This is a genomic window from Ruegeria sp. THAF57, assembly GCF_903914075.1.
Classification (GTDB): Bacteria; Pseudomonadota; Alphaproteobacteria; order Rhodobacterales; family Rhodobacteraceae; genus Ruegeria.
The window spans coordinates 122,890-146,240 of record NZ_CAIWNQ010000006.1; the positions used below are offsets into that span (position 1 = coordinate 122,890).

The 23,351-nt window shown below is 57.4% G+C and carries 26 protein-coding genes; 9 read left to right on the forward strand and 17 right to left on the reverse strand.

Going from position 1 to position 23,351, the window contains the following annotated elements; translation table 11 throughout:
• The first annotated feature begins 1 nt into the window (after position 1).
• On the forward strand, positions 2-1,000 hold the full coding sequence (gene lpxK / locus RUESEDTHA_RS15135; RefSeq protein ID WP_180887594.1) for a tetraacyldisaccharide 4'-kinase: 999 nt from the start codon (positions 2-4) through the stop codon (positions 998-1,000).
• A 35-nt stretch (positions 1,001-1,035) separates the two neighbouring features.
• Here lpxK and RUESEDTHA_RS15140 read toward each other — a convergent pair whose 3' ends face one another.
• Positions 1,036-1,698, reverse strand: a complete 663-nt coding sequence (locus RUESEDTHA_RS15140; RefSeq protein ID WP_180887595.1) for a DsbA family protein — start codon at positions 1,696-1,698, stop codon at positions 1,036-1,038.
• A 14-nt stretch (positions 1,699-1,712) separates the two neighbouring features.
• Positions 1,713-2,219, reverse strand: a complete 507-nt coding sequence (locus tag RUESEDTHA_RS15145) for a DUF721 domain-containing protein (protein WP_180887596.1) — start codon at positions 2,217-2,219, stop codon at positions 1,713-1,715.
• A gap of 150 nt (positions 2,220-2,369) precedes the next feature.
• On the opposite strand from RUESEDTHA_RS15145, the gene RUESEDTHA_RS15150 reads away from it, so the two are divergent.
• On the forward strand, positions 2,370-3,356 hold the full coding sequence (locus RUESEDTHA_RS15150) for an A/G-specific adenine glycosylase (protein ID WP_370456803.1): 987 nt from the start codon (positions 2,370-2,372) through the stop codon (positions 3,354-3,356).
• A 59-nt stretch (positions 3,357-3,415) separates the two neighbouring features.
• Positions 3,416-4,552 carry an alkane 1-monooxygenase gene (locus RUESEDTHA_RS15155; RefSeq protein WP_180887598.1) on the forward strand — a complete coding sequence of 379 codons (1,137 nt, stop codon included), beginning with the start codon at positions 3,416-3,418 and terminating at the stop codon, positions 4,550-4,552.
• Between the two features lie 82 nt (positions 4,553-4,634).
• Here the strand turns inward: RUESEDTHA_RS15155 and RUESEDTHA_RS15160 are convergent, their stop codons facing one another.
• The 4 genes from RUESEDTHA_RS15160 to RUESEDTHA_RS15175 all read right to left on the reverse strand — a co-directional run bounded on the left by RUESEDTHA_RS15160 (position 4,635) and on the right by RUESEDTHA_RS15175 (position 8,567).
• Complete coding sequence (locus RUESEDTHA_RS15160; protein ID WP_180887599.1) at positions 4,635-6,017, reverse strand: adenylate/guanylate cyclase domain-containing protein; 1,383 nt, start codon at positions 6,015-6,017, stop codon at positions 4,635-4,637.
• Positions 6,018-6,160: 143 nt separating this feature from the next.
• Positions 6,161-7,264 carry a site-specific DNA-methyltransferase gene (locus RUESEDTHA_RS15165; RefSeq protein ID WP_171124496.1) on the reverse strand — a complete coding sequence of 368 codons (1,104 nt, stop codon included), beginning with the start codon at positions 7,262-7,264 and terminating at the stop codon, positions 6,161-6,163.
• 107 nt (positions 7,265-7,371) lie between these two features.
• Positions 7,372-7,989, reverse strand: a complete 618-nt coding sequence (locus RUESEDTHA_RS15170; protein WP_180887600.1) for a ribonuclease HII — start codon at positions 7,987-7,989, stop codon at positions 7,372-7,374.
• A gap of 110 nt (positions 7,990-8,099) precedes the next feature.
• Positions 8,100-8,567: a hypothetical protein gene (locus RUESEDTHA_RS15175; protein WP_180887601.1), complete on the reverse strand. Its 468-nt coding sequence runs from the start codon at positions 8,565-8,567 to the stop codon at positions 8,100-8,102.
• 177 nt (positions 8,568-8,744) lie between these two features.
• Between RUESEDTHA_RS15175 and RUESEDTHA_RS15180 the strand changes: the two genes are divergently transcribed.
• From RUESEDTHA_RS15180 to RUESEDTHA_RS15190, 3 genes are all read left to right on the forward strand, one after another.
• Positions 8,745-9,032: a hypothetical protein gene (locus tag RUESEDTHA_RS15180; RefSeq protein WP_180887602.1), complete on the forward strand. Its 288-nt coding sequence runs from the start codon at positions 8,745-8,747 to the stop codon at positions 9,030-9,032.
• Positions 9,004-9,705 (forward strand): helix-turn-helix domain-containing protein, encoded by a 702-nt coding sequence (locus RUESEDTHA_RS15185; protein ID WP_180887603.1) that lies wholly within the window; start codon positions 9,004-9,006, stop codon positions 9,703-9,705. The genes RUESEDTHA_RS15180 and RUESEDTHA_RS15185 overlap by 29 nt, the downstream gene beginning before the upstream one ends.
• A 103-nt stretch (positions 9,706-9,808) precedes the next feature.
• The gene (locus RUESEDTHA_RS15190; RefSeq protein WP_180887604.1) at positions 9,809-11,380 is read left to right on the forward strand and encodes a DUF427 domain-containing protein; all 1,572 of its coding nucleotides are present in this window, start codon (positions 9,809-9,811) and stop codon (positions 11,378-11,380) included.
• Between the two features lie 88 nt (positions 11,381-11,468).
• On the opposite strand, the gene RUESEDTHA_RS15195 is transcribed toward RUESEDTHA_RS15190, so the two are convergent.
• The 6 genes from RUESEDTHA_RS15195 to RUESEDTHA_RS15220 all read right to left on the reverse strand — a co-directional run bounded on the left by RUESEDTHA_RS15195 (position 11,469) and on the right by RUESEDTHA_RS15220 (position 15,153).
• Positions 11,469-12,260: a DUF1217 domain-containing protein gene (locus RUESEDTHA_RS15195; protein WP_180887605.1), complete on the reverse strand. Its 792-nt coding sequence runs from the start codon at positions 12,258-12,260 to the stop codon at positions 11,469-11,471.
• On the reverse strand, positions 12,257-12,658 hold the full coding sequence (gene flbT, locus RUESEDTHA_RS15200; protein WP_180887606.1) for a flagellar biosynthesis repressor FlbT: 402 nt from the start codon (positions 12,656-12,658) through the stop codon (positions 12,257-12,259). The genes RUESEDTHA_RS15195 and flbT overlap by 4 nt, the downstream gene beginning before the upstream one ends.
• Positions 12,658-13,032, reverse strand: a complete 375-nt coding sequence (gene flaF / locus RUESEDTHA_RS15205) for a flagellar biosynthesis regulator FlaF (protein WP_171124508.1) — start codon at positions 13,030-13,032, stop codon at positions 12,658-12,660. The genes flbT and flaF overlap by 1 nt, the downstream gene beginning before the upstream one ends.
• A gap of 78 nt (positions 13,033-13,110) precedes the next feature.
• Positions 13,111-14,319, reverse strand: a complete 1,209-nt coding sequence (locus tag RUESEDTHA_RS15210; RefSeq protein ID WP_255431766.1) for a flagellin — start codon at positions 14,317-14,319, stop codon at positions 13,111-13,113.
• 209 nt (positions 14,320-14,528) lie between these two features.
• Positions 14,529-14,888: a flagellar biosynthesis protein FlgN gene (locus tag RUESEDTHA_RS15215; protein WP_180887608.1), complete on the reverse strand. Its 360-nt coding sequence runs from the start codon at positions 14,886-14,888 to the stop codon at positions 14,529-14,531.
• Complete coding sequence (locus tag RUESEDTHA_RS15220; RefSeq protein ID WP_180887609.1) at positions 14,878-15,153, reverse strand: rod-binding protein; 276 nt, start codon at positions 15,151-15,153, stop codon at positions 14,878-14,880. Before RUESEDTHA_RS15220 ends, RUESEDTHA_RS15215 begins: the two co-directional genes overlap by 11 nt.
• A gap of 111 nt (positions 15,154-15,264) precedes the next feature.
• Between RUESEDTHA_RS15220 and RUESEDTHA_RS15225 the strand changes: the two genes are divergently transcribed.
• Genes RUESEDTHA_RS15225 through RUESEDTHA_RS15235 form a run of 3 tightly spaced genes read left to right on the forward strand, consistent with a single transcriptional unit; the run spans position 15,265 to position 18,059 of the window.
• Positions 15,265-16,470 (forward strand): flagellar hook-length control protein FliK, encoded by a 1,206-nt coding sequence (locus RUESEDTHA_RS15225; RefSeq protein WP_180887610.1) that lies wholly within the window; start codon positions 15,265-15,267, stop codon positions 16,468-16,470.
• Position 16,471: 1 nt separating this feature from the next.
• Positions 16,472-17,134, forward strand: coding sequence for a flagellar hook capping FlgD N-terminal domain-containing protein (locus RUESEDTHA_RS15230; protein WP_180887611.1), 663 nt, complete (start codon positions 16,472-16,474; stop codon positions 17,132-17,134).
• Complete coding sequence (locus RUESEDTHA_RS15235; RefSeq protein WP_255431767.1) at positions 17,112-18,059, forward strand: phosphotransferase family protein; 948 nt, start codon at positions 17,112-17,114, stop codon at positions 18,057-18,059. Before RUESEDTHA_RS15230 ends, RUESEDTHA_RS15235 begins: the two co-directional genes overlap by 23 nt.
• A gap of 2 nt (positions 18,060-18,061) precedes the next feature.
• On the opposite strand, the gene RUESEDTHA_RS15240 is transcribed toward RUESEDTHA_RS15235, so the two are convergent.
• Genes RUESEDTHA_RS15240 through RUESEDTHA_RS15260 form a run of 5 tightly spaced genes read right to left on the reverse strand, consistent with a single transcriptional unit; the run spans position 18,062 to position 23,347 of the window.
• Positions 18,062-19,363 (reverse strand): FAD-binding oxidoreductase, encoded by a 1,302-nt coding sequence (locus tag RUESEDTHA_RS15240; protein WP_180887612.1) that lies wholly within the window; start codon positions 19,361-19,363, stop codon positions 18,062-18,064.
• A complete protein-coding gene (locus RUESEDTHA_RS15245) occupies positions 19,360-20,178 on the reverse strand; it encodes an ABC transporter permease (protein ID WP_180887613.1) in 819 nt (272 codons plus the stop codon). Before RUESEDTHA_RS15245 ends, RUESEDTHA_RS15240 begins: the two co-directional genes overlap by 4 nt.
• On the reverse strand, positions 20,175-21,065 hold the full coding sequence (locus tag RUESEDTHA_RS15250; protein WP_171124522.1) for an ABC transporter permease subunit: 891 nt from the start codon (positions 21,063-21,065) through the stop codon (positions 20,175-20,177). Before RUESEDTHA_RS15250 ends, RUESEDTHA_RS15245 begins: the two co-directional genes overlap by 4 nt.
• Positions 21,065-22,237: an ABC transporter ATP-binding protein gene (locus RUESEDTHA_RS15255; RefSeq protein ID WP_370456802.1), complete on the reverse strand. Its 1,173-nt coding sequence runs from the start codon at positions 22,235-22,237 to the stop codon at positions 21,065-21,067. The genes RUESEDTHA_RS15250 and RUESEDTHA_RS15255 overlap by 1 nt, the downstream gene beginning before the upstream one ends.
• A 24-nt stretch (positions 22,238-22,261) precedes the next feature.
• Entirely contained in the window at positions 22,262-23,347 is a 1,086-nt protein-coding gene (locus tag RUESEDTHA_RS15260; protein WP_180887615.1) for a polyamine ABC transporter substrate-binding protein, read from the reverse strand.
• Positions 23,348-23,351: the final 4 nt, after the last annotated feature.

Consider the following 23,351-nt stretch of genomic DNA (forward strand, 5'->3'; position numbering starts at 1 on the left):
GATGCGAGCACCTGACTTCTGGAACACCACCCCTGACAGATTGAACTTGCAAGCGCGGGTCCTGTCACCGCTGGGGCGTATTTACGCAGCTGCCACCGCGCGCCGGGTAGCCTCGGGGCCGGGTCTGAACCCCGGTGTGCCCGTCATTTGCGTCGGTAACCTGAACGCGGGTGGAACGGGCAAAACCCCAACCGTGATCTGGGTCATCGAACAGTTGCGCGACGCATGGCACACAACGCATGTGGTTACTCGTGGACATGGCGGGTCGCTGGAAGGCCCCGTTCGGGTTGATCCCGCCAAACATTCCGCCGCCGAGGTTGGTGACGAACCGCTGCTCCTTGCAGCATTTGCAGATGTTTGGGTCTCCAAGGACCGTGCGGCAGGTGCGCGCGCCGCCGCAGCCGAAGGTGCCACGGTCATCGTCCTTGATGACGGATTTCAAAACCCGTCTGTTGCCAAAGATTTCTCGATCATCGTTGTGGACGCGGAACGGGGTTTTGGAAACGGCCTTTGCCTGCCTGCAGGCCCCCTTCGGGAACCCGTCGACATTGGCCTGAAACGCGCCGATCTTGTGCTTTCGTTGGGACAGCAAAACGCGCAGAACCAGTTCGCGGATACTTGGGGAAGCGCCCTGACCGTACCCCATGCGACCGGCGCGGTCGCCCCCCTGCAAACAGGGATGGACTGGGCCGACACACCTGTGCTGGCCTTTGCTGGTATTGGCCATCCCGAGAAATTCTTTGCAACCCTTCGCCAGCAGGGTGCCACCCTCTTGCGTGCCGAGGCGTTGGACGATCACCAGCCCTTGACACCCGCACTAATGACGCGGCTCGAGACTGAGGCGCGCGCGCTTGGGGCGCAGATGGTCACGACAGAGAAGGATGCCGTGCGCCTGCCTGCCGCGTTTCGCAGCAAGGTCATAACCCTGCCGGTGCGCCTGAACGTGAACGAGGGCGACAAAGTCAAGCAATTGCTTCTGCAGTCCGCCCCTTCACCCTGATCTGTGGCCGGTCCGAAGACCGGCCATTGCAAGACTTAGCTTCCCAGCTCGTCTTCGATCAGCTTTTTGAAGTCATCATAAGACTGGTTGTCGACTTTCTTGCCGTTCACAAGAAATGACGGGGTCGCCTGAACGCCATCGCGTTCGGCATTTTCCTGATACCAGGCCACCAGCGTCTGCGCGCGTGTTCCGTCCTGAAGGCAGGCTTCCAACTGGTCATTGTCGATCCCGGCCAGACGACCGATCTTGCGCAGCTCGTCCACAATTTCAGCCGGGCCACCAGCGCGGGTCCATTCGGACTGGCCGTCATAAATCAGATCAGAAATGGCAAAGAACTTTTCGGGTCCGCCGCAGCGCGCCACCATCGAGGCCCAGAGGCCGTAGCGGTCAAAATACACTTCGCGGTAGATGAACTTGACCTTACCGGTGTCGATAAAGTCCTTCTTAAGTTGCTTGTACGGCCCAGCATGAAAATTTGCACAATGCGGGCAGGTATAGGATGCGTATTCTATGATCTCGACAGGTGCATCCTCGGCACCAAGTGTCATTTCCACAATGGTCGATGTGTCCAGATCAGCCTCTTGCGCCTCGGCGCTGCTGATCAGCGGATAGGCAGAGTTTGAATTGGACAGCGACAGCCAATAGCCGCCAGCGGCTATGGCGACAGCCGCGCAGATTCCGGTTGCAATACGGCTCATGTCTGGGCCCTTTCTCAGCGTTTTTGTTTGGTTAATACGTTACGGCCCAGACGTTCAAGGGCTGCGCGCAGATCACCGTCGTGAACATCCCGCGCGGCGCGGTCCGCCTCGGCCGCAATCTCTGGTTCGATCTTGGGTTTTGGCGCTTTCGGCTTGTGGTCGAAACTGACCTGCCCCTCGGCAAATCCGGTCGAAGCTGTCTGCGTGATGCGCACCCGACTGATGGCGTTATAGCCGTAGACCGCGTTCACTTTACCGCGCAATTGTTCCTTTTGCATTTCCAGCATCGGAGCCTGCGGCCCAGTGGTCAGCACAGTCAGCGTAGCTCCCATCCCGCCCTTTCCATAGCCAACCTTCACGGGTCGCGCGATCGCGGCCATGTCCTGCCCTACGATTTCGGCCCAATGAGTCAAAAGGCGCGTTACGGCGAACCCCCGGCTTTCACCGGCGTGCCTGATCTGGTCGTTCAGCAATGTCGCGGTGCGTTTGAACCCGCGGGTCGAAGAACGTCTGCGCTGCATCTGGTTTCCAACTCCTGCGCCGCTATTGTAAAGGGCAGGACACTGGGCGCCAGCGAAACCCGACACGGAGATACATAAAACTTGCGTGACTCTGCCGATTTGAACGTAAGCAAGGAATTGCTGGCTTGGTATGACCGCCATGCGCGGGACATGCCGTGGCGGGTCGGGCCCGCGGACAGGGCTGCGGGGGTGCAGCCCGATCCCTATCGCGTCTGGCTGTCCGAAGTAATGTTGCAGCAAACCACGGTTGCTGCCGTTCGCGACTATTTCCTGCGCTTCACGACCCGCTGGCCATCCGTTCAGGCGCTGGCATCAGCGCCCGACGATCAAGTCATGGCAGAGTGGGCCGGGCTGGGCTATTACGCCCGCGCCCGCAACCTGTTGAAATGCGCGCGCGTGGTGACAGATGATTACGATGGAACGTTCCCCGACACCTATGACGCCCTGCTGAAACTGCCCGGTATTGGCCCATATACGGCTGCCGCAATCTCGGCGATTGCGTTTGACCGGCCCGAAACTGTGCTCGACGGGAATGTCGAACGCGTCATGTCCCGCCTTTACGATATTCACGATCCCCTGCCGGGTTCAAAACCAGTTTTAAAGGAACATGCCGCCGTGTTGACGCCCAACAGCAGACCCGGCGACTATGCGCAGGCGGTGATGGATCTGGGGGCAACAATCTGCACGCCAAAGTCCCCGGCCTGCGGCATCTGCCCATTGCGCGACCCCTGCCTGGCGCGCAGCGCCGGAACTCAGGCTGATCTGCCACGCAAGACCCCCAAGAAACCAAAACCAACGCGATACGGGCATATCTATATTGCTCAGGCCGAGAATGGCGACATGCTGATGGAACGGCGTCCGGACAAGGGCCTGTTGGGTGGCATGTTGGGCTGGCCGGGCTCGGATTGGACCGACGCGCCTGAGAATTCCCCGCCGTTTCCAGCAGAATGGCAGCAGCTATCGGGCGAGGTGCGTCACACGTTCACCCATTTCCACCTGATCCTGCAAATTTGGACCACCCAGCTTCCCCAAGGATTGCGTCCCGATAACCTGATTGTCGTGGAAAAACACAGGTTTCAACCCAGCGATCTGCCGACCGTCATGCGCAAGGCACACGACCTCTGGCGCGCACGGTAACCCATTGTGCGGAATACCAGACTAGGACTAATCTTGGCGCAATCGTTCGGAGCCACTCGATGATCGCAGCAGAAACCCTCAGCCGTTGGCAATCTGCCCTCCCGTTCTGGGTATCTTTCCTGCTGATCCCGCTGATCTGGATCACCGCATTTGCGGGCGGATGGTGGGTCTTGCTGGTGCCGCTGTCGACCTGGTGGGCCTTTGCACTATTGGACCGGCTGACGGGGCTTGAGCTGGGGAACGCAGATCCCGACACCTCTGACGCAACCTTGCGATGGTATATCCTGTTGACCAAAGCGTGGGTTCCGGCGCAGTTTCTGACTCTCTATGGCCTGATCTGGTACGCATCGCATACGGATCACCTGTCATCACTGTCAAAAATCGGCCTGTTCTTTGGCATGGGCGTTCTTTCAGGCACGATCGGCATCAACTACAGCCACGAATTGATGCACCAGAAGGGCCGATTGGAACGCTGGCTGGGCGACGTCCTTTTGGCGATGGTGCTGTATTCGCATTTCCGGTCCGAACACCTGCTGGTCCATCACCGTTATGTCGGCACCCCGCGTGACCCCGTGACCGCGCGCTATAACGAGGGGTTTCACCGGTTCTACCCCCGCGTCCTGCGCCAATGCCTGATGTCGGCGTTTCGCGCCGAAAAGGACAAGCTGGCGCGCAAGAACCGCCCCTGGACCGACCTCGCCAACCCCTTCTGGCGGTATTGGGCATTACAGGGTGGGATGCTGTTGTTGGCATTTCTGATTGGTGGATGGTCGGGCTTGGCCCTGTTCCTGCTTCAGGCAGGCGTTGCCATCTGGCAGCTCGAGCTGGTTAACTACGTCGAACACTATGGCCTAACCCGCAAACACCTGGGTGACGGAAAATACGAACATGTTCTGCCGCGCCATTCGTGGAACGCATCGCAAAAGGCGTCCAACTGGCTGCTGATCAACCTGCAAAGGCACTCGGATCACCACTACAAACCCAACCGCCGGTTTCCGCTGTTGCAACACCACTCGGAAGACACCGCGCCGCAACTTCCATTTGGCTATCCGGTCATGACGGTCGCCGCGATGGTCCCTCCCCTTTGGCGCCGCGTCATGAACCCGCGCGTTCGGGCCTGGCGACGGCAATACTATCCCGAAGTAACGGATTGGGCGCCCTACAACGCGTCACGAAATCCTTTACCAAAGGCCTGACCGCAGCGCGCATCAGCGCGCTGCCGGGCCCAACGAATTTGTTTGCATCTTTGATGCACATGAATTCGGCGGGAGACCGACCCTATAGCACCCAGACGTCCATCGGCTCCTCGACACCGCGTACGGTCTGTTTTTCGTGCTTGGCAAAACCTTCCATCACTTCCGGTAGGTTTTGGCCTTCTTGTTGCAATTGCACGTTTATTGCATCACTCAGAACGGCACGCGCGCCGAACTCGCGGGTCAATGCCTCCAGCTTGGCGGCTACGTTGACCGCATCGCCAATGACGGCGAACTCCAGCCTGTTTGCGCCGATGTCACCCAGAACTACCGATCCATAGTGGACACCAATGCCCACCTGAATCTCGGGCTCACCCTGACGTTTTCGTTCGACGTTCCAACGGTCAACCACACGCACCATGTCACGGGCGCAAGCCACAGCGTTCGTAGCGTCCAGCGGGGTTGGGACCGGAGTTCCAAACGTGGCCATCAACCCGTCGCCCAGATACTTGTCCAACGTCCCATGATGCCGAAAGACTTCGGTCTCCATGCGGGCGTGAAAACCGCGCAGAACCTCGATCACCTCATAAGGGTCGCGCCCGGCGGCGTATTTGGTAAATCCGACAATATCAATGAACAGAACCGCGATGTTTTCCTTGCGCACCTGCTTAAGAGGCTCGTCATTCTGGCTTAACTGGTCAACGACATTTGGCGAGAAATACCGGGACAGGTTTGCACGCTCACGCTCCAGCCCGGCATTGGTCAACAGCAGTTGATTGAGACGCCGCATCGAAATGCCAAGCGTTACGGCAACCATCATAAACACGATCACCTGCTGAATCCGTTGCGACGGCATAAAGCTGTTGGGGTCAAGCAGTTCAGCCACATCCGGGTAACCTGACAAAGCCTGCGCGACACGCTCGCTTATGCCCGGAATCGGGGTCGAGACCCACCACGCAATCACCCATCCCACCGTCCACATCAACGCAGTCCACGAACCGATTGCAACAACCGTGCGCCATGAATAGGCCAGCGTACCTGCGGCCAGAATAATGAAGAAATACTGAAAGTTGTCGAACCGGTACTGCATGGCCAATGGCCGCACGTCATCGCTGAACGGGTTGGGCACGATCATGCCCAAGGTCATGATCACAAGGTCCACGAAGATCAGCAGAAGTTCGGTGCGCGATTGCCCAACCTGACCAGCCCTGCGGATCAACCAGCCGTTTGCGCAAATCAATAGCAGAATGAAATGATACCACATCACTTCCCAATGCGGGTTCAGGAAGATCAACAATATTCCCGTCAGACCCATGGCGATCCAACGCGCCCTGACCGCCAACTCCAGCCCTTCGCGCTTGTGCCGTTCTAACGCGGCTTCTGTGTATTTGTTGTCCAGATCGTACTGATCCGGGCGCGTCACAAAAAAACGACTGAACCGAGATTCGTTGGCTGCGGTGTCCGACATGGCTGAGGCTCCTTCGGTGCATTGCACATCCTAGAAGTCTCACATCGAAAGGGGAATGTGAAAAACAAAAGACCCCGCCGAGATCGGCGGGGCAAGGCTTAGTGCCTTGTGTCAGGCCACAGGCACCGGCGGTATTCGTGAAATCAGTTATGCATCTCTGATCGGATCTGCTGACGCAGCACGTCGATCGGTACGGTCTTTCCGTCGCGTTTGAAGCACCAATAGGTCCAGCCGTTGCAGGACGGCGCGTTTTCCAGATGCGCCCCGACCTGATGGATCGAGCCTTTGACGTTGTCGCCCACCAACGTGCCATCGGCGCGGACCTTGGCCTTGTGGCGCTGGTTCATAGAGTACAATTCCTCACCCGGCCGTAGCATCCCGCGCTCGACCAACTGGCCGAACGGCACGCGCGGCTCGGCGCGTTTGCTGGTGCTGACCTCCAACGCCTCGCGGTCAAATTTACGGACCTTGGCGATACGTTTCTCGGCCACCTTGCGATAGCTTTCCTCGCGCTCGATGCCGATAAATTCACGCCCCAGCATCTTGGCGACGGCGCCCGTCGTCCCCGTGCCGAAGAATGGATCCAACACCACATCACCGGGATTGGTCGAGCCAATCAGAACCCGGTGCAACAGCGATTCCGGCTTTTGCGTCGGATGCGCCTTGTCACCGTTTTCATCTTTCAGACGTTCATGCCCTGTGCAGATCGGCAGCACCCAGTCGCTGCGCATCTGAACGCCTTCGTTCAGGGCCTTAAGCGCCTCGTAATTGAACGTGTATTTCGCGCCCTCGCGCTTGGACGCCCAGATCATCGTCTCATGCGCGTTGGTGAACCGCTTGCCACGGAAATTTGGCATCGGGTTCGACTTGCGCCACACCACGTCGTTCAAAATCCAGTATCCCGCGTCCTGCAGGGCCGAACCCACACGGAAGATGTTGTGATACGAGCCGATCACCCAGATTGCGCCGTTGGGCTTTAGCAGCCGATGCGCTGCCTTCAGCCAATCGCGTGTGAACTGGTCATAGACCGCAAAGCTGGAAAACTGATCCCAGTGGTCATCTACCGCATCCACCTGACTGTTATCAGGCCGGTGCAACTGACCTTTCAACTGCAAATTATAGGGCGGGTCCGCAAAGATCAGGTCAACCGATGCCTCGGGTAGACTGTTCATCACGTCGATGCAGTCCCCGGATAGAATCGTGTTTAAAGGGAGCGCTTTTGCGCCCTTTTTGGTGGTTGTCGTCATAATACTGCCTCAAGTATCCACGGCGCTTTTGCGCTCATTTGGTTGAGACAAGGATGAGTCAAAGACGATTCGCCGTCAATTTCTTTTTTGAATCAGCGACTTACGATTTACTCTTGATACAAGATATTGTGTACAGGTTTAAACGAACGTCTATGGTGTGGGGTCACACCAAGATTTTGCAGCGCTTCCCTGTGTTGTTTTGACGGATAACCAGCGTTTGTCTCCCATCCATAGCCGGGATGCTGTTGCGCCAAATCCACCATCACCTGATCACGCCAGTTTTTGGCAATGATTGATGCGGCTGCAATCGACACCGAATACGCGTCACCTTTGACCACGGCCTGTGAGGGGATCGTCAGCCCGCGCGGAATCAAGTTCCCATCAATCAAAAGATAATCTGGCGGCGGGTCCAGCGCGGCCACCGCCCGCTCCATCGCAAGGTGCGAGGCACGCAAGATGTTGTGCTCGTCGATCTCAGCAACACTTGCTTCGGCTATTGCGAACTCAGCCCGCGCGCGTATTTCGACATCCAGACCGGCACGGCGCTTGGCTGTCAGCTTCTTTGAATCGTTCAGCCCCTCGGGGATGTCATCGGCGTTCAGGATCACCGCCGCAGCAACCACCGGGCCTGCCAACGGGCCACGGCCAACCTCATCCACGCCTGCGATCCGCTTATAGCCCTGCGCAATGGCGGCCTGTTCCAGTTCGTAATCAGGTTTCGTCATGCCTTGGAAAGATCGCGTTTCAAGACCGACCGCAAGCAAAAAGGAGGGGGCAGACTGCGCTGCCCCCTTCCCCGCGACGCTTCTATGACGCCGCTCCTGCTCGAACGCGATTACTGGTAAACCACGCGGTATCCTTTTTGGCGCAGGCAGGCGGGCTCATAGGCGCGCTTGACCTTTTTGCCGTTCCAGAAACCGACCTTGCACTCTGGCGGCAGGCTTTTGACATGCTTGTAATGCTTCTTCAGGCACCCCGGCCCCAGCAGCGGTCGCTTTGCCGAATATCTGTCGAATGTGCGCAGGCATTTTTGCGGCAAGTCGTATTTAGCAACACGGCCCGGTAGCGGACGTACAGGATAATAAGAGGGGTCGGGCTTGGCCCTGTAGACAGGGGCCCGGTTTCGGCTGGCGCGCTCTTTGTCTTTCTCTTTGTTGTAATAGTGGACACCAGCGCCGATCAGCGCGATGGCGGCCAACCCTCCGAGTATATCCCTGGCATCTGCGGCCCGCGCCTGAGACACAGAAACGCCGGTGATGGCAATTGCCGTGGCCACGATCAGAGCAATGAATTTCCGGTGCATGGTATTTGTCCTTTTCCAAGTGGTGGGGCGATCCGGCGCGGTGGCCGTTTTCCTTGCCTCAACACTGGTCGCAGCCCTGAAGGACACGCAATAACGGGCCAGTGTTATCAAATATCAACGCCCCAAAACCCCTTGAGTTATTGAATATCGCGCCGAGCCATGCGCAGGATGCAGCCTATGAAACAGATCTTCTCTTCTCTGGCTGTCTGCGCCCTGATATCGGTCGGCTCTGCCGCATCCGCGGCGGAATGCTATGCCGATTACAAGGCCAAACAGGACAATCCTTTGCGCCTGCACTACGGCGTCATGCAGGTATCCGCCTGCGACAAGGGCAAAGCAAAAAAAGAGATCTCGCAACGCCTGCGCGGCTCAGGATGGACCTTGCTGAACGTGATGTCGGTGTTTGGGCCGGATGGGTTGGACAAAAGGAAGGCCAATGCCGGAAAATTCTATCTCCGTTACTGAGGCGCGGCGATCAGGGACACGGCTGGTCGGCGTCGGCATTGCGGCGATCGTTCTGATTCTGATAACCGCCGCCATTTTCCTATTCTGGACCTTGCCCGACGCCAACGCCTTCAACGCGCGCGTTGAACGGTTGTTTATCGAAAGTGACCTGACCTCGCAGGCTGAGATCCGCCTGCTGGAAATCCTCGCGCAATCGGGAACGGCCTTTGCGGATACTCTTTCCAGCTACAGGATGGTCATTTTTGTTCTGTTGGTCTTCGCCAGCACCATGCTGGTCACGGCGCTGGTGTTTCTGGTGATGCTCGTGTTGCTGAACCGGCGGATGGCCCAGATCGAAAGGACGGGCATTCAGGTGACCTCGTTGCTGATCAGCCGCGAAGAAAACACGGTTTATCTGAACAATATGGACTTCAAATTGACACCTGCCGCGATGGAAACGCTGGCGGTTCTGGCCGAGTCCAGACTGGACGACGAAATGCTGTCCGGCGCCCAGATTGAGGCCGTCATTTCCGGAAAAGACGCCTCTGATTGCGAAGAAGCCGCTGGTGCGACGCGGATCAAGCGGCTGCGCGATGCCCTGGGCAACCAGATGGTCAGTGAGTTACTGGTCAAGAATATCGCTAAAAAAGGCTATATGCTGTCGATCGACAAAGATGTGATTCAGATGGTCTGACCAAACGGTTTGTACATTTTAGGCTTGAAAACCGTCATCTCTGCCCCTTGGAAATTCGGGAAAAATGCCCATCATTAGGGAACCCGCGCCTCGGAGGTTGATCATGAACGTCCACGCCACACCGCAATCCACAGGATATCGAATTTCGGTCGAATCATTGAACGGATCGGTCGCGGTCTACCGCGGCGATGTGCTTTTGGCCAAAAGCGACAATGCCAAGGTCATGTATGAAACCCGACTGTCCCCAACAATCTACATCCCCCGCGAGGACGTATGTGTGGATCTTGGCGAAGAGACCGAGTTGCAGACCTTTTGCCCATTCAAAGGAACCGCGACCTATCACGACGTAGTTTTGAACGGTCAACGCCTGCAAAACAGTGTCTGGGCCTATGAAGAAGCTTTGCCGGAAAGCAAAGCGATTCAGGGTCATATCGGTTTCCTGTCGTCAGCCTATGACCGGATCGACCTGGGAGAAAATCGGCTTCGGGAACCCGATGATGGCAATATCAGCGGCCCTTTGATTGACTGGCTGATGCGCGGCGCGTCCGAGCTTACGACCTCTGAAGACTTCACCAAGGCGCTGGCCGAGAAGATGCTGGAACACGGGATAGCGATTCAGCGCCTCAGCATTCTGGTCTGGTCGCTGCACCCCCTGATCGCAGGTAAACACTATATCTGGGAAAAGGGTGAGGCCGAAATCTCGACCAACGTACCGACATACGAAATTCACGATCACCCGGCCTATATCAACAGCCCGCTACGGCATGTGTCGAACGGGCTGGGTGGTGTGCGCCAGCGGCTGAATGACGACAACCCTCATAACAGCTTTCCAATCATGGAGGATTTGCGCGCCAAGGGTGCAACCGACTATGTCGCAATGCCCCTTCCCTTTTCGGACGGTCGCACCAATGTTCTGACGTTGACCTGCGATCATCCCGATGGCTTCACCACTGAAAATCTGGGTTTGGTGTTTGAATGCTCATCGGTCATTGCACGGTTCTACGAAGTCTTCATGCAGCGTGAAAACGCACAGGTTCTGCTAGAAACCTATGTTGGCAAGCGATCGGGCGCACGTGTTCTGGGGGGCGAAATTCGGCGTGGCGATGGTGACGAAATCGACGCGGCCATCATGTTTTGTGATCTTCGCAACTCGACCATCCTGGAAGAGCGACTTGGGCGAACGGACTATATTGTCCTGCTGAATGACTTTTTCGACACTGTGTCGGATATTGTGCACGATAATGGCGGCGAGGTTCTGAAATTCATCGGCGACGCGGTTTTGGCCGTTTTTCCGGAAGGTGATGATGCGATGACCGCTCGCAGCAACGCGCAGCGTACGGCCGTTGAAATCGTCGAGAAGCTGGGCGATCTGCGTCAGGAGGGCTCTGACCTGCATTGTGACTGTTCTATTGGCGTTGCCTATGGGCGTGTGACATACGGCAATGTCGGCTCACGCGAACGGCTGGACTTTACGGTTATTGGGCAGGCCGCAAACATCGCGGCGCGGTTAGGTGAATACGGCAAGACGGTGGATCACCGGATCGTCGTGTCGGCTGACATAGCACCCGCCTGCGCCGACGCTGTGCCATTGGGGGACATTCAGCTTCACAATGTTTCACAGCCTGTGCCTTCCTACGCGCTCAGAACCTCGGCGGATGTTGTACTGAATTCCTGAGCCGATCGCCGTCTTGCAGCGCGGCGGTGTCTGACCAAAGCGGAAACAACTGAACGGCCCGACGCGCAAGACACGCGCTGCGGCAGTGTCAGGCCCCGAGAAGTATGAGCGCAGTTTGTGCGGGTGATATCGTGCTTTGGAGCTGCACGATCTGGCTTCGCGCCAGGAATTGATCTGTCAGCCGATTGATCGCCGTCTCATCCGAAAACTGCGCCAGATCATCTGAACCCGTTAGACCCTTTAACCTGTCCTTGAACTCAACAAGCTGTTTGTCGATATCCAACTGAGCAAAACTTGAAGGAAGGCCAAGCGCTGTTTCCATCATGTTGCGCAATGGCGGCAGGCCCATCAAGTCGAACCATTTGGTGTTAGCCCCACTTTCCTGAACTGCCAATTCCGCCAGAGCATGTTGCGCATACAGTGATATGCGCATTGTCTCATCACGCTCACCCACGGCGACCTCAAACCGTGAGACCAAGTTGTCCTGCGCGATATCTTCCATAAAACTCTGAAGACCGGTACGGCGAATTTCACCCGGACCCAGGCCGAAAGCCTCGGAAAACTCGCGATATCTTTTGTCCGACAACCGATTGGGCAACGCATCATCGGTAGAAGTGCCGTCGGACAGCACTTTTTGAATGAAATAACGGTTATTCAGATCGCCTTCTAATCCGAATGCCCCCAGCGCAACCTGCAGTAACCGGCGATCCGAGACCAAATCTTCGGCTGTCTGAACCTTGCCGATGTTTTCTAGAAAATACCGGGTTTCTCGTTCGTTAACCGCCGACGAAGAAAAGCTTTCTAGCTGAGTGTCGTAGCTACGTTGAAGAAAGCGCCACCCCACGATGCCCCCGACCGGTACAACAGGTTGAAACGTCATTGCCGGTAAGCCATCAACCGCTCTTCCCTCGGCAGCAGCGCGCGAAGAGACTTAAGACACTTGTAATACTGCTCTGCCAGCAGCGCGTCGGTGGCTTCCGAAAGGACCTTGCGGCTGTCTGCATCCGTGAAAACTTGGCTCAACTCTTCGACGCGGCGCAATAATTGCTGTCTTGCGTCCTCGGGCTCCATGTCTCCTGACAAAACTAACTGCGCAGCATAGCACACGCGGCGCACAGGCGTATTGACCTCGTCCGGGTGAATGGCATCGCGCAGGCGCAAGACATTCGCTTGCGGCGTCATAATTGAAAACCGACTGCGCCGATCTCCGTTTTCCAAGACGACTCCGTTGATCAACACCCGCTCTTTTGGGGCGAGTTTCAAAACCAGCCCACCCATTAGGTTGCCCTCATCTGTCGCAAACCGCGCAGGACGGCCATGTTGATTTCAAGCAACGGATCGACACTTGCCTTCTTTCCCAACACCTGACTGCTGTGCTGCTCGGTGAACTCGGCCAGATAGAAAATCCGCGCGCGCAGTTCGTTTGGAAGCGCATTTTCTGAATCCGCAACGCCGCTGGCCAGAACTGACCACAAACGACGATTTTCATGCAATGCCTGAACAAATCCGCCAAAGTCTGATTTCTGTCGAGCGGCAGCGGCTTTGAGGCGATGTGTGATTTTCGAAATGGCCTCGTATTCGGTATCCCGTGGCGTACGTGTCGGAGCCGCGGTTTGGGCATAGGCGCGGTGCGCCATGGTTTGCGGTGTCACTTAAAATCCTTCCAATAGTCCGTCTTTTGGCAATCAGAGTCGGGGCGCTTTTTTAACGCCCCGACCAGGGTCCTACGATTAACGGAACAACGACAAGACCGACTGCGGAGCCTGGTTCGCGATCGACAGAGACTGCGTGGCCAACTGCTGTTGAACCTGCAAGGCCTGCAGACGCGCAGAGGTCTCTTCCATGTCGGCGTCCACCAGCGAACCGATACCGGACTTAAATGAATCCGCCAGGTTCGAGATGAACTCTTTCTGGGTTTCAATCCGGCCCTGCGACGAACCAAAGGCCGCCGAGGCGTCAATGGCGGTGTCGATCAGACCTTCGATGGTACCCAGAGCAGCGGTTGCGCCCGCTGCGGTGGAAACATCGATGCCAGCCAATGCGCCCAGACCGCCGGAGCCGGCATTGGCAAACTGACCGCTGACAGTCAGGTCATTGCCACCAGCGTTGGTGAAATCAAGGGTGCCCGGCGTGCCGCTGTCATAGTCCACGGTCAAACCGGCGATGCCCAAATCATCAATCTTGCCTTTCAGGGCAACGGCAACGATATCAGCCGTGGTTGTTGCCGCCGCATCGTCTGCGGTCACGGTATAAGACACAGTCTGATCGCCAACGGTCAGGCTAACACTGTCCCCGGCAGCAAAGGCCGTGGCGTTTTCAGCAATTTCAATCTGCTCGTTGCCGCCACCGTTATCCAGCGCGATTGCGACGGTATCACCGTTTGCAGACGCCCCCGCCGAACTGCCCGAAAAGATGTCATTGGCCGTGTAACCACCAACCGACAGATCCTGTCCAGCTACGGTGATCGACGAAGCCGTCACAGCACCTGTCGAATCGCGGTCCAGCGAGGACAAGATCGATGCCGAGGCCGCCGACCCATTGACCAGGTTGAGCCCATTGAACTGGGCTGCCCCAACAACAGCAGTGATCTGATCGCGCAGAGCGGTCACGTCCGCATTGATCTTGCCGCGATCCACGTTGTCTTCCTGCGCCGCGACGATCTTGCCCTTCATCTGGTTCAGAAGGTCGGTCACAGTTTCCGAGGCATTCCTCGCCACCGCAACGGTCGATTCACCCAGCGCCAGACTGTCCTTGATCGCGTTGAAACCCTTCACATCGGATTCCATGACTTTCGAGATCGCCCAGACTGCCGAATTGTCCTTGGCCGTCGCCACGTCTTTACCGGTCGAGATCGCGTTCTGGGTTGTGGCCAGGTTCTTGTTGACCGATTTCAGGGTTTGCAGCGCAACCATGGCGCCGTTGTTGGTCAGAATGGACATAACGTCTTCCTTTTTTCGTATGGGCCCTTTGTGCCCGTGCCAACCCCGCACCATCTGCGGGCTTTAACGTCTTTCTGATCACTGCGATCCGCCGTCCGGCTGTTCGCGCCACCTGCTGTTTCAGGTGCGTCGCCACCATTGCCGCCGATCCCCTAACGGAGTGCTAAGACCCGCGATCCCGAAAATTCGGATTTGAATCAAACCCGACACTAGGCGCGTTTCTCCAACGTGGCGTTGCTGCGAACCGCAAAGCCCTTGCGTTGCCCGTCAGCGCTGTAGGTGCTGAGCTCGTTTCGAACGCGGCGCAGTTCAGCCATGCGATCGGAAACCGCCCGAATCCCGTCGGCCGCACTGTTTAGAAGCGCCTGATTCCTTTCGACCTTCCTCTGAAGTCGAACCAGTTCATCGCTTTCCCGAACCGGAAATTGGTTGAGCGCGCCAATCAACTTTTCCTTTTCGGGCATCATTTGACCCAACCGGTCCAGATCGCCCTGCACAAGCGCGTTCCGCTCGAGGTCCAGAACCTCTTCAAGTGACGTGATCACGTCAGCCTCAGATTTACTCGGCATCGGCCTTCTCCATCAGGGACTGGAACAGAACGTCTTGCAGGCCGACCCCACCGGCCTTGGCCAACTGATGCGCCTGCTGCTGAACCAATAAAGTCGAAAACTGGTCCTCACCGGCCCCACCGCCAAAAGACTGGCGACCTTCGCCCAGCCCTGCGGATTTCAGCATCTCGGCCAGAAAAGTTGCCTCAAGCTCAACCGCTGCGGTTTTTAGTCTTTCGACCGTGGACGGGGGCATCGCTTGGGAAACGGGGACAGGTACTTTCATCACTTTCTCCGAAATTTGCATCGAACTTTGTCGAGCAAAGATGAAAGCGGTTAAAATAAACGTAACTTCCTGCGGTCAGATTTCGGTTCACACAACCGGAGTCGGAGCAAAATGCCCAACCCTCTTTTGACAGCAATCGCCCCGCCAAACTCCTCTGCCAAATCCGGCGGATCGTCCACTGATATGCCTGAGCAAAAGGCAGAAGGATCGTTTGAAGCCGTTCTGGAAGAACGGATTATACAACAGGCTGAAGACGCCCATCCTGCTGAAAATCCGGTTCCGGAAACAGGGGGGGGACCGTCGGAAACGGTCGAAGACGGCGAGCCGACGGACGTAACACCGAACATCGTGGCCGTTCCAGATGTCGCGTCGCTTAAGATTTCATTACCTGAACCAAGGGGCGAGGTTCAGGGCAATAACCTTGCCGTTTGGGCGGCCAGCGACCATTCAGACAATTCTGTTTCGGGCCAGCAAAACGGGAGGGAAGTCGCGTCAGGCGGCCTTGCCAGGGACAGCCCTAAAGCTTCTGCAGATGATCCTGTGACAGAGGTTCAGCCTGTTCGAACGGAAAGCCTAGCGCGTAACGCTCCAGCGTCTGCTGAGGGTAGGCTCTTGCACAGCGCAAGGTTTGGTATGCCGCCCACCCCGGACCAAGCCAGGTCCGCACCCGCTGAGTTGCCGAAAACGGATGCTGTTCCCAGCCCTGAGACAGCGGACGGCACACCGCAGGTAAAGTCCCCTTCCGCGCCGGACAAGGCGCAGCAATTCGTCCAAATGCAATTGATGGCAAAGCAGGAAACCCAAGCTGAGGCTGAGGTTCCGGACATGGAGGCAACTCAACAGCTAAGGGACAATTCCCCTTTGCAGACTACTCGGGAATCCACCTCAGCCGTGCATGCACTTGGGGCAAACGTTCGCGCTGAAGTGGCGCGCGCCATTGCCGGGCAGATGGCCGCAATCATACATACGCGACCTCAGGCCGGGGCGATAGAAATAGCGTTGAACCCCGAAGAGCTGGGGCGCGTTTCTATCGTGCTGAATGGCCGCGACGATGGCGTCCACCTGACAATCGCGGCCGAGCGCCCGGAAACGCTGGACATCATGCGCCGCCATATTTCCGTTCTTGAGGCCGAGTTCAGGGCCCTTGGTTTCGGCGATCTGTCTTTCGACTTGGGAAATTCATCTGATGCCCAACGGAATGGTCAGGACGACATGGCCCAATCGCCATTTGAACCAGAGCGGGAGGCCCCCTCCCCTTCAAATACACAGGTCCCATCACGCGTTGGTGCGTCTGGGCGCATCGACATAAGGCTTTGACATGATCAATCCGACTACCTCCACCATACATACCGGCGCTCAGACACCGGCTTCTCAGCCTCAGGCGGCGGGGTTAGCATCAGATTTTGAGACATTCCTTTTGATGCTGACCGCTCAGGCGAAAAACCAGGACCCGCTGGAGCCTTTGGATTCATCGGAATACGCGTCGCAACTGGCACAATTTTCAATGGTCGAGCAGCAGGTTCAAACCAACGCGTTGCTGTCCGGCCTGTCCGTGTCGATGGGCAATGTGGGGTTGGAACAACTTGCGGGCTGGGTCGGAATGGATGTGCGATCGGCCTCGGCCTTTCAATTTGACGGTGCGCCGGTCAAACTGTTCGCGAAACCCGACGTCGCCGCAAGCTCAGCATCTATCGTGGTTCGGAACGCCAGTGGAACGGTCGTCGACCGCGTCCCGGCATCCCCCAGTAATTCCGAGTTCGTGTGGACCGGGACAGACAGCGCTGACAATTCAGTTCCTGCAGGGACCTATTCCGCCGCGCTGGAAAGCTATGATGGAGAGGATCTGCTGTCCGAGCAGACAGCATCAGCGTATAACCGCGTCGTCGAAGCTCAGGCCGTGGATGACGCGCTGTTACTAACGCTGGAAAGCGGGCAAATTATACCCGTCAGCATGGTAAGTGCCGTACGATCTGGAACTTGATCTGAGGGCCAAGGCAGGCCAAAGCTTTGCCAGATTCGACTCGCTTACAGAACTGGTGAACCTTCTGCCCGACCAAACCGCCCCACCGCGTGATCTTTTTGACCACCTCCGCAGCACGGGCCTTGTCGACGCCAATGCCCGGTTTCAGACATTGTATGGGGGCCGCACCAATCAGGTCTGGAAGGTTCTGGGCGGTGACGGGGACAAAGTGCTGAAACTCTATCGGTCCAAGCTGCGCAACCCGCTGTTTCGCAACGACGCCGAACTGGAAGCCCGATGCCTGAATGCGCTGGAGCCGATGGGCTTTGCGCCGCGCCTGCGGGCAACGGGCAAACACGACAACGGACTTTGGGTGTTTTATGATCACGCGCCCGGGTCACCATGGCAGTCAGGAACAACCTGCGTTGCCGAATTGCTGCGCAAACTGCACATGTTGGACATCTCGATAGAGGTGCCCGCAGGGTGCAACGGCAGCGCCGATCTTGCGCATCAGACGCAACAAATTCTGAACATGTGCCTTTCGGATCAAAAGGCACAACTTGCGCGAATGCGCCCTGACAGCCCGGTGCCTGCAACAAACCACACCTGTTTGGTTCACGGTGACCCGGTTGCCGGAAACATACTGGTGGATGCAACGGGGCTAACGCTCATTGATTGGCAGTGTCCGGCCCGTGGCGACCCCTGCGAAGATATCGCGCTGTTCCTGTCGCCCGCGATGCAACAGCTTTATCGCGGTGCACCGTTGCGCGCAGCCGAAGAGGCGCAGTTCCTGTCTGCCTATGACCGACCTGAGATAACGCACAGATACCGCGAACTGCAAAAGTGGTATGCGTGGCGGATGGCGGCATATTGTCTGTGGCGCGTAGAGAATGGTGCGACCGATTACTCAGCCGCGCTGGATTTGGAAATCGCAGCCCTCGGATAAAATCAAAGATCGGCAAGCGACATCATTGCATATGCCGGTGGAAGCAAGGCACGCCGCCAGAACCCAAGCGGGAAGCGACCGGGAATTTGGCCAATCAACTCTGGCAGCCCTGCGTCCTGCCCCAAAACCAGGCGGGACAGGGCGCGCCCGCAATAGGTGCCCATCGCGACACCATTACCGTGATATGCAAACCCGGCAAATAGCCCGGATTGCCCCGGCACCGCCCCGGCAAACGGAGTCAAATCGCGGGACAAACACACCATGCCGGACCACATATGCGTGACATCGACATGCGCCCATTCGGGGAACATCTTCCGAAAGTCCGATTGAACTTTTTGGCGAATTGCAGCTTCGGCCTTGGCCGATGACCGCAAACCACCGCGCATACCGAACAGAAACCTCCTGTCCGGCATAAGACGGAAGTAATGCAACAAGTTGCGCGTATCGTATGACATCTGATCCGTGGTCCAGCCCTGAGCTTGCAACTCAACCTCGGACATTGGGCGCGTCACAAGAACCGTTGACTGGGTGGGCATGTAGCGGCCTGCCATCCAGTTTGGGATATCTTCGCTTGAATATCCGTTGGTGCAGATCAGAACATTTTCAGCGCACACGCGGCCTGCCGATGTACGAAGGTCAAAACCGCGCGCGGATTTCTGAAGGGCTTGCACACCACTTTTCTGAAACAGTTTCACGCCGGCTTTAGCTGCCGCCGTCGCAAGTCCAAACAGGTATTTTCTGGGGTTCAGGCCGAAACCGACCGGGTTTGTGTATCCGCCATAAAACGCTCCCCCGATGCCAAGCCCGGAAAGGTCCTGCGCCTCGTGCAGCGTTCCGGATGCGTCTGCGTTGCGGCGAAGTCTTTCCATCGCACGCGCGGTATGGGCCAGTTGGGTTTCCCCTTTTGAATGGGTGTCCGCGTTGATCCCGTGGGTGTCCAACAACTCGGCGACAAGGTCCACTGCCTCGGCTTCTGCAGCGTCATAGCGCTCAGCAGCCGGGGCGCCGTAAATCCGCTCCATCGCTTTGTGGCTGAGTTTCGAGCCGCCGAGGCAACAAAACCCACCATTCCGGCCCGACGCGCCCCAACCGGGTGTTTCCGCCTCGAACACGGCAACAGAAACCCCAGCGTTAGCCAGATGCAGGGCCGCAGACAGGCCCGTGAACCCGGCCCCGACGATGGCTACGTCAACACTCAGATCGCCTTGTAGGTCCGGCCAGTCCGGGGCGGCAATTGTCTCGTCCCACCAACAGCCCTCTCGCGGGCCGGGGCCATAGGTGTAATCCGGGAACAGCCGTTTCATTCGGTACGGGCCGCCGCCATCTCATCCTGTTTCTGCCGCATCATGGCGCGTTTTGTGACCAATGACGCGGTGATGACGCCCACGGTCACAACGGCAATCATCAACGTCGACAGCGCGTTGATCTCGGGGCTGACCCCCAAACGCACGGCCGAGAATATCTTGATCGGCAAGGTTGTCGCCGACGGCCCTGAGGTAAAGGACGCAATCACCAGATCGTCCAGCGACAGGGTAAAGGCCAGCAACCAGCCCGAGATCACGGCAGGCGCGATGATCGGCAATGTCACCAGACGGAACGCTTGTGCGGGCGAACAACCAAGGTCCAGCGCAGCCTCTTCCAGCGACTGGTCAAACGTCACCAAACGCGACGAAACGACGACCGAGACGAAACACATCGAAAAGGTCGTATGGGCCAGCACGATGGTCAGGATACCGCGATCCAGCCCAATGCCGATAAACAACAGCAACAGCGATAGGCCGGTAATCACCTCGGGCATGACCAGCGGGGCGTAGATCATGCCGGAAAACAGCGTGCGCCCAAAGAACCGCCCCCCGCGCACCAGCACATAGGCCGCGGCGGTGCCCAGAACAGTCGCCAGCGTTGATGAGAACACAGCCACCCGGATCGTGACCCAAGCGGCATCCAGAAACGCCTCGTTCTGGGCCAGCTCGCCATACCATTTGGTCGAGAATCCGGCCCAGACGGTGACCAGTTTGCTCTCGTTGAAGGAAAAGATGATCAGGATAATCATCGGGATGTAGAGGAACGCAAATCCCAGCGTCAGCGAGACCGCGTTGAACCAGCTTAACCTGTTCATTGCTCGGCCTCCGTCTGTTTTTGCTGGTTGCGCTGGAACAGCACAATCGGGATCACGAGGATCAGCAACAGCACCACGGCCACGGCGCTGGCAACGGGCCAGTCGCGGTTCGAGAAGAACTCCTCCCACAATACCTTACCGATCATCAACGTGCCTGAGCCGCCAAGAAGCGAGGGGATCACGAACTCACCGATCACCGGGATCATGACCAGGAAACAGCCCGCGATGATACCGGGGCGCGACAGCGGGATCGTCACCAGCCAGAATGCCTGCACGCGCGAACAACCAAGGTCTTCGGCAGCCTCGATCAGGGATTCGTCCATCCGCTCCAGCGCCGAATAGATCGGCAGGATCATGAACGGCAGATAGGTGTAGACGATCCCGATATAAACCGCAGTCTGCGTGTTCAAAATGGTCAGCGGGGTCGAAATGATGCCCGTCCACAGCAGCAACTGGTTCAGATATCCTTCGTTCGACAGGATGCCCATCCACGCATAGACGCGGATCAGGAACGACGTCCAGAAAGGCAGGATCACCAACATCATCAGCGTCGGTCGCCATTCGACCGGCGCACGGGCCATGCCATATGCGATGGGATAGCCCACCAGCAGCGTGAAAAACGTGGAAATCACAGCGATCTTGACGCTGGACAGGTAAGCTTTCCAATACAGGTCGTCCTCGGTCAGCCAGATGAAATTCTCAAAGTCCAACTGGCTGAAGAAATCCTTGATCCCCGCCCAGCCCTGCGAAAAGTCCAGAGTCGGAGTGTAAGGCGGAATCGCCAACGCGATATCCGACAGCGAGATTTTCAGGACGATGAAAAACGGCACCAAAAACAGCGCCAGCAGCCAGACATAGGGAATGGCGATCAGGAACGCGCGGCGCATCAGTCGACCAGCAAAACCGCAGCCGTTGCTGTCCAGGACAGCCAGACCGGGTCTTCCCAAGTGAATGAACGGCGTGAGATGCGGCGGGTATTGGCCGTTTGCGCCTTGATGATCGTGCCGTTAGGCAGTTCCACGTAGTAGGTGGACAGATTGCCCAGATAGGCGATGTCATGCACCTTGCCCTGCACCGCGTTGATCGCATCTGCCGGACGGTCGGCAGAAATCGTCACCTTCTCGGGGCGTATGGCCAGATGACAGGCCTGCCCCTGCGCAAACCCATTGGCCGAGGTTGCGGTCAGCGGGGCCTGCCCCTCGGCCCAGTCGATCTGATAGGTATTCTCGCCATTAGCGGAGGCGCGGCCCTCGATGATATTCACGTCGCCAATAAAGTCGGCGACATAGACCGAGTTCGGGTTCTCATAAATCCGATCCGGGGTAGCGACCTGCATCAGTTTGCCCTGATCCATAACGGCCACGCGGCTGGCCACGGTCATCGCCTCTTCCTGGTCGTGGGTCACGATGACAAAGGTGGTGCCGGTCTTTTCCTGAATGTCCATCAGTTCAAACTGGGTGTCCTGCCGCAGTTTCTTGTCCAACGCACCCAGCGGTTCGTCCAGCAGCAGCAGCTTGGGCGCTTTGGCCAAAGACCGCGCCAGCGCCACCCGCTGCCGCTGGCCGCCTGAGATCTGGTGCGGTTTGCGGCGCGCGAATTGGGTCAGCCGAGTTAGACGCAGCATTTCTTCAACCCGATCTTCAAGATCGTGTTTGGGCATGTTGTCCCGGCGCAGGCCGAAGGCGATGTTTTCCCAGATGCTGAGGTGTGGGAACAGCGCATAGGACTGGAACATCATGTTCACCGCCCGCTTGTTCGGCGGGATCGGGTCGATATCCTGACCACCCAGCATGATGTGGCCTTCGGTGGGCGTTTCGAACCCCGCCAGCATCCGCATCATCGTGGTCTTGCCGCAGCCTGACGGCCCCAGCAGAGCAAAGAATTCTTTCTCGAAAATATCCAGAGACAGGTTGTCGATCGCCGTGAAGTCGCCAAATCGTTTGGTGACATTCTGGAACTGGATCAAGGGTTTCGCCTGCGGGTCCTCCCACGGCGCAAAGACTTCAGAGTTCACTATGGCCCCCGTTCGGCAATCTGGTAAAAAGGGCAAGGCGGACATGCCGCCCTGCCGTGTTAAATCGGATCAGGTGCCCGATTTGATCTTGGTCCACAGACGGGTCACGACCCGCTGCGTTTTCGCCGGATAAGGCGTGGTGATGTAGAGGTTCTGCATCGTCGCATCATCCGGATAGATCGCCGGATCACCGATCACATCTTCCTCAAGGAACTCTTGCGACGCCTGGTTGCCGTTGGCGTAATACACATAGTTCGACGCCGCAGCCATGTTGTTGGCATCCAGAATAAAGTTCAGGAACTTGTGCGCACCCTCAGGGTTCGGCGCATCTGCCGGAATCGCCATTTGGTCGAACCACATCAGCGAGCCTTCAGCAAACGGGTGGTATTCGATCTCAACGCCATTATCAGCCTCGGCCGCACGGTCACGCGCCTGCAGAATGTCACCAGACCAACCCACGGCCACGCAGATATCGCCATTCGCCAGCGCGTTGATGTATTCCGAGCTGTGGAATTTCTGGATATGCGGGCGGACACTGGTCAGAACTTCTTCGACCTTTTTGATGACGTCCGGGTCATGGCTGTCCGGGTCTTCACCCAGATACTGCAAAGTCATCGGGATCATTTCCGCTGGTGCGTCCAGGAAATGCACGCCGCACGCAGCCAGCTTTTCCATGTTTTCAGGCTTCAGCACCAGATCCATGCTATTCAGGGCAACATCGTCGCCAAGCGCCTCTTTGACCTTGGCGACATTCACACCGATACCGGTGGTGCCCCACATGTAGTTGATCGAATAGGCGTTGTTAGGGTCGTATCCGGCGGTGCGTTCCTGAATAACGTCCCACAGATTGCCTGAGTTGGACAGTTGTGACGCGTCCAGTTCCTGAAACGCTCCAGCCTGAATCTGACGCTGAAGGAACGTGCCAGACGGGACAACCACGTCATAGCCCGACCCACCGGCCAGCATTTTGGTCTCCAGCACTTCGTTGCTGTCAAACACGTCGTAAATGAGGGTCAGACCGGTTTCTTCCTCGAACTTCGTCAGAAGCTCTTCGTCGATATAGTCGGACCAGTTGTAGACACGCACTTCTTCGGCGAAGGCTGCCGAAGTCCCCAGTGCGATGGCCGCTGTCATGGTCAGCGCTTTGATTGACATTTTA

Coding starts and splice junctions, on each gene's coding strand:
- flbT (WP_180887606.1), bottom strand. CDS start 12,658: ATGGGTGGGCTGGTTTTGAAACTCGCCCCAAAAGAGCGGGTGTTGATC.
- RUESEDTHA_RS15160 (WP_180887599.1), bottom strand. CDS start 6,017: ATGTCGGACACCGCAGCCAACGAATCTCGGTTCAGTCGTTTTTTTGTG.
- RUESEDTHA_RS15255 (WP_370456802.1), bottom strand. CDS start 22,237: ATGTCCGCCTTGCCCTTTTTACCAGATTGCCGAACGGGGGCCATAGTG.
- RUESEDTHA_RS15165 (WP_171124496.1), bottom strand. CDS start 7,264: ATGACGACAACCACCAAAAAGGGCGCAAAAGCGCTCCCTTTAAACACG.
- RUESEDTHA_RS15250 (WP_171124522.1), bottom strand. CDS start 21,065: ATGCGCCGCGCGTTCCTGATCGCCATTCCCTATGTCTGGCTGCTGGCG.
- RUESEDTHA_RS15240 (WP_180887612.1), bottom strand. CDS start 19,363: ATGAAACGGCTGTTCCCGGATTACACCTATGGCCCCGGCCCGCGAGAG.
- RUESEDTHA_RS15150 (WP_370456803.1), top strand. CDS start 2,370: ATGCCGTGGCGGGTCGGGCCCGCGGACAGGGCTGCGGGGGTGCAGCCC.
- RUESEDTHA_RS15190 (WP_180887604.1), top strand. CDS start 9,809: ATGAACGTCCACGCCACACCGCAATCCACAGGATATCGAATTTCGGTC.
- RUESEDTHA_RS15145 (WP_180887596.1), bottom strand. CDS start 2,219: ATGCAGCGCAGACGTTCTTCGACCCGCGGGTTCAAACGCACCGCGACA.
- RUESEDTHA_RS15175 (WP_180887601.1), bottom strand. CDS start 8,567: ATGCACCGGAAATTCATTGCTCTGATCGTGGCCACGGCAATTGCCATC.
- RUESEDTHA_RS15180 (WP_180887602.1), top strand. CDS start 8,745: ATGAAACAGATCTTCTCTTCTCTGGCTGTCTGCGCCCTGATATCGGTC.
- RUESEDTHA_RS15260 (WP_180887615.1), bottom strand. CDS start 23,347: ATGTCAATCAAAGCGCTGACCATGACAGCGGCCATCGCACTGGGGACT.
- RUESEDTHA_RS15140 (WP_180887595.1), bottom strand. CDS start 1,698: ATGAGCCGTATTGCAACCGGAATCTGCGCGGCTGTCGCCATAGCCGCT.
- RUESEDTHA_RS15155 (WP_180887598.1), top strand. CDS start 3,416: ATGATCGCAGCAGAAACCCTCAGCCGTTGGCAATCTGCCCTCCCGTTC.
- RUESEDTHA_RS15170 (WP_180887600.1), bottom strand. CDS start 7,989: ATGACGAAACCTGATTACGAACTGGAACAGGCCGCCATTGCGCAGGGC.
- RUESEDTHA_RS15195 (WP_180887605.1), bottom strand. CDS start 12,260: ATGACGTTTCAACCTGTTGTACCGGTCGGGGGCATCGTGGGGTGGCGC.
- RUESEDTHA_RS15230 (WP_180887611.1), top strand. CDS start 16,472: ATGATCAATCCGACTACCTCCACCATACATACCGGCGCTCAGACACCG.
- RUESEDTHA_RS15225 (WP_180887610.1), top strand. CDS start 15,265: ATGCCCAACCCTCTTTTGACAGCAATCGCCCCGCCAAACTCCTCTGCC.
- RUESEDTHA_RS15215 (WP_180887608.1), bottom strand. CDS start 14,888: ATGCCGAGTAAATCTGAGGCTGACGTGATCACGTCACTTGAAGAGGTT.
- RUESEDTHA_RS15220 (WP_180887609.1), bottom strand. CDS start 15,153: ATGAAAGTACCTGTCCCCGTTTCCCAAGCGATGCCCCCGTCCACGGTC.
- RUESEDTHA_RS15185 (WP_180887603.1), top strand. CDS start 9,004: ATGCCGGAAAATTCTATCTCCGTTACTGAGGCGCGGCGATCAGGGACA.
- RUESEDTHA_RS15210 (WP_255431766.1), bottom strand. CDS start 14,319: ATGTCCATTCTGACCAACAACGGCGCCATGGTTGCGCTGCAAACCCTG.
- RUESEDTHA_RS15245 (WP_180887613.1), bottom strand. CDS start 20,178: ATGAACAGGTTAAGCTGGTTCAACGCGGTCTCGCTGACGCTGGGATTT.
- lpxK (WP_180887594.1), top strand. CDS start 2: ATGCGAGCACCTGACTTCTGGAACACCACCCCTGACAGATTGAACTTG.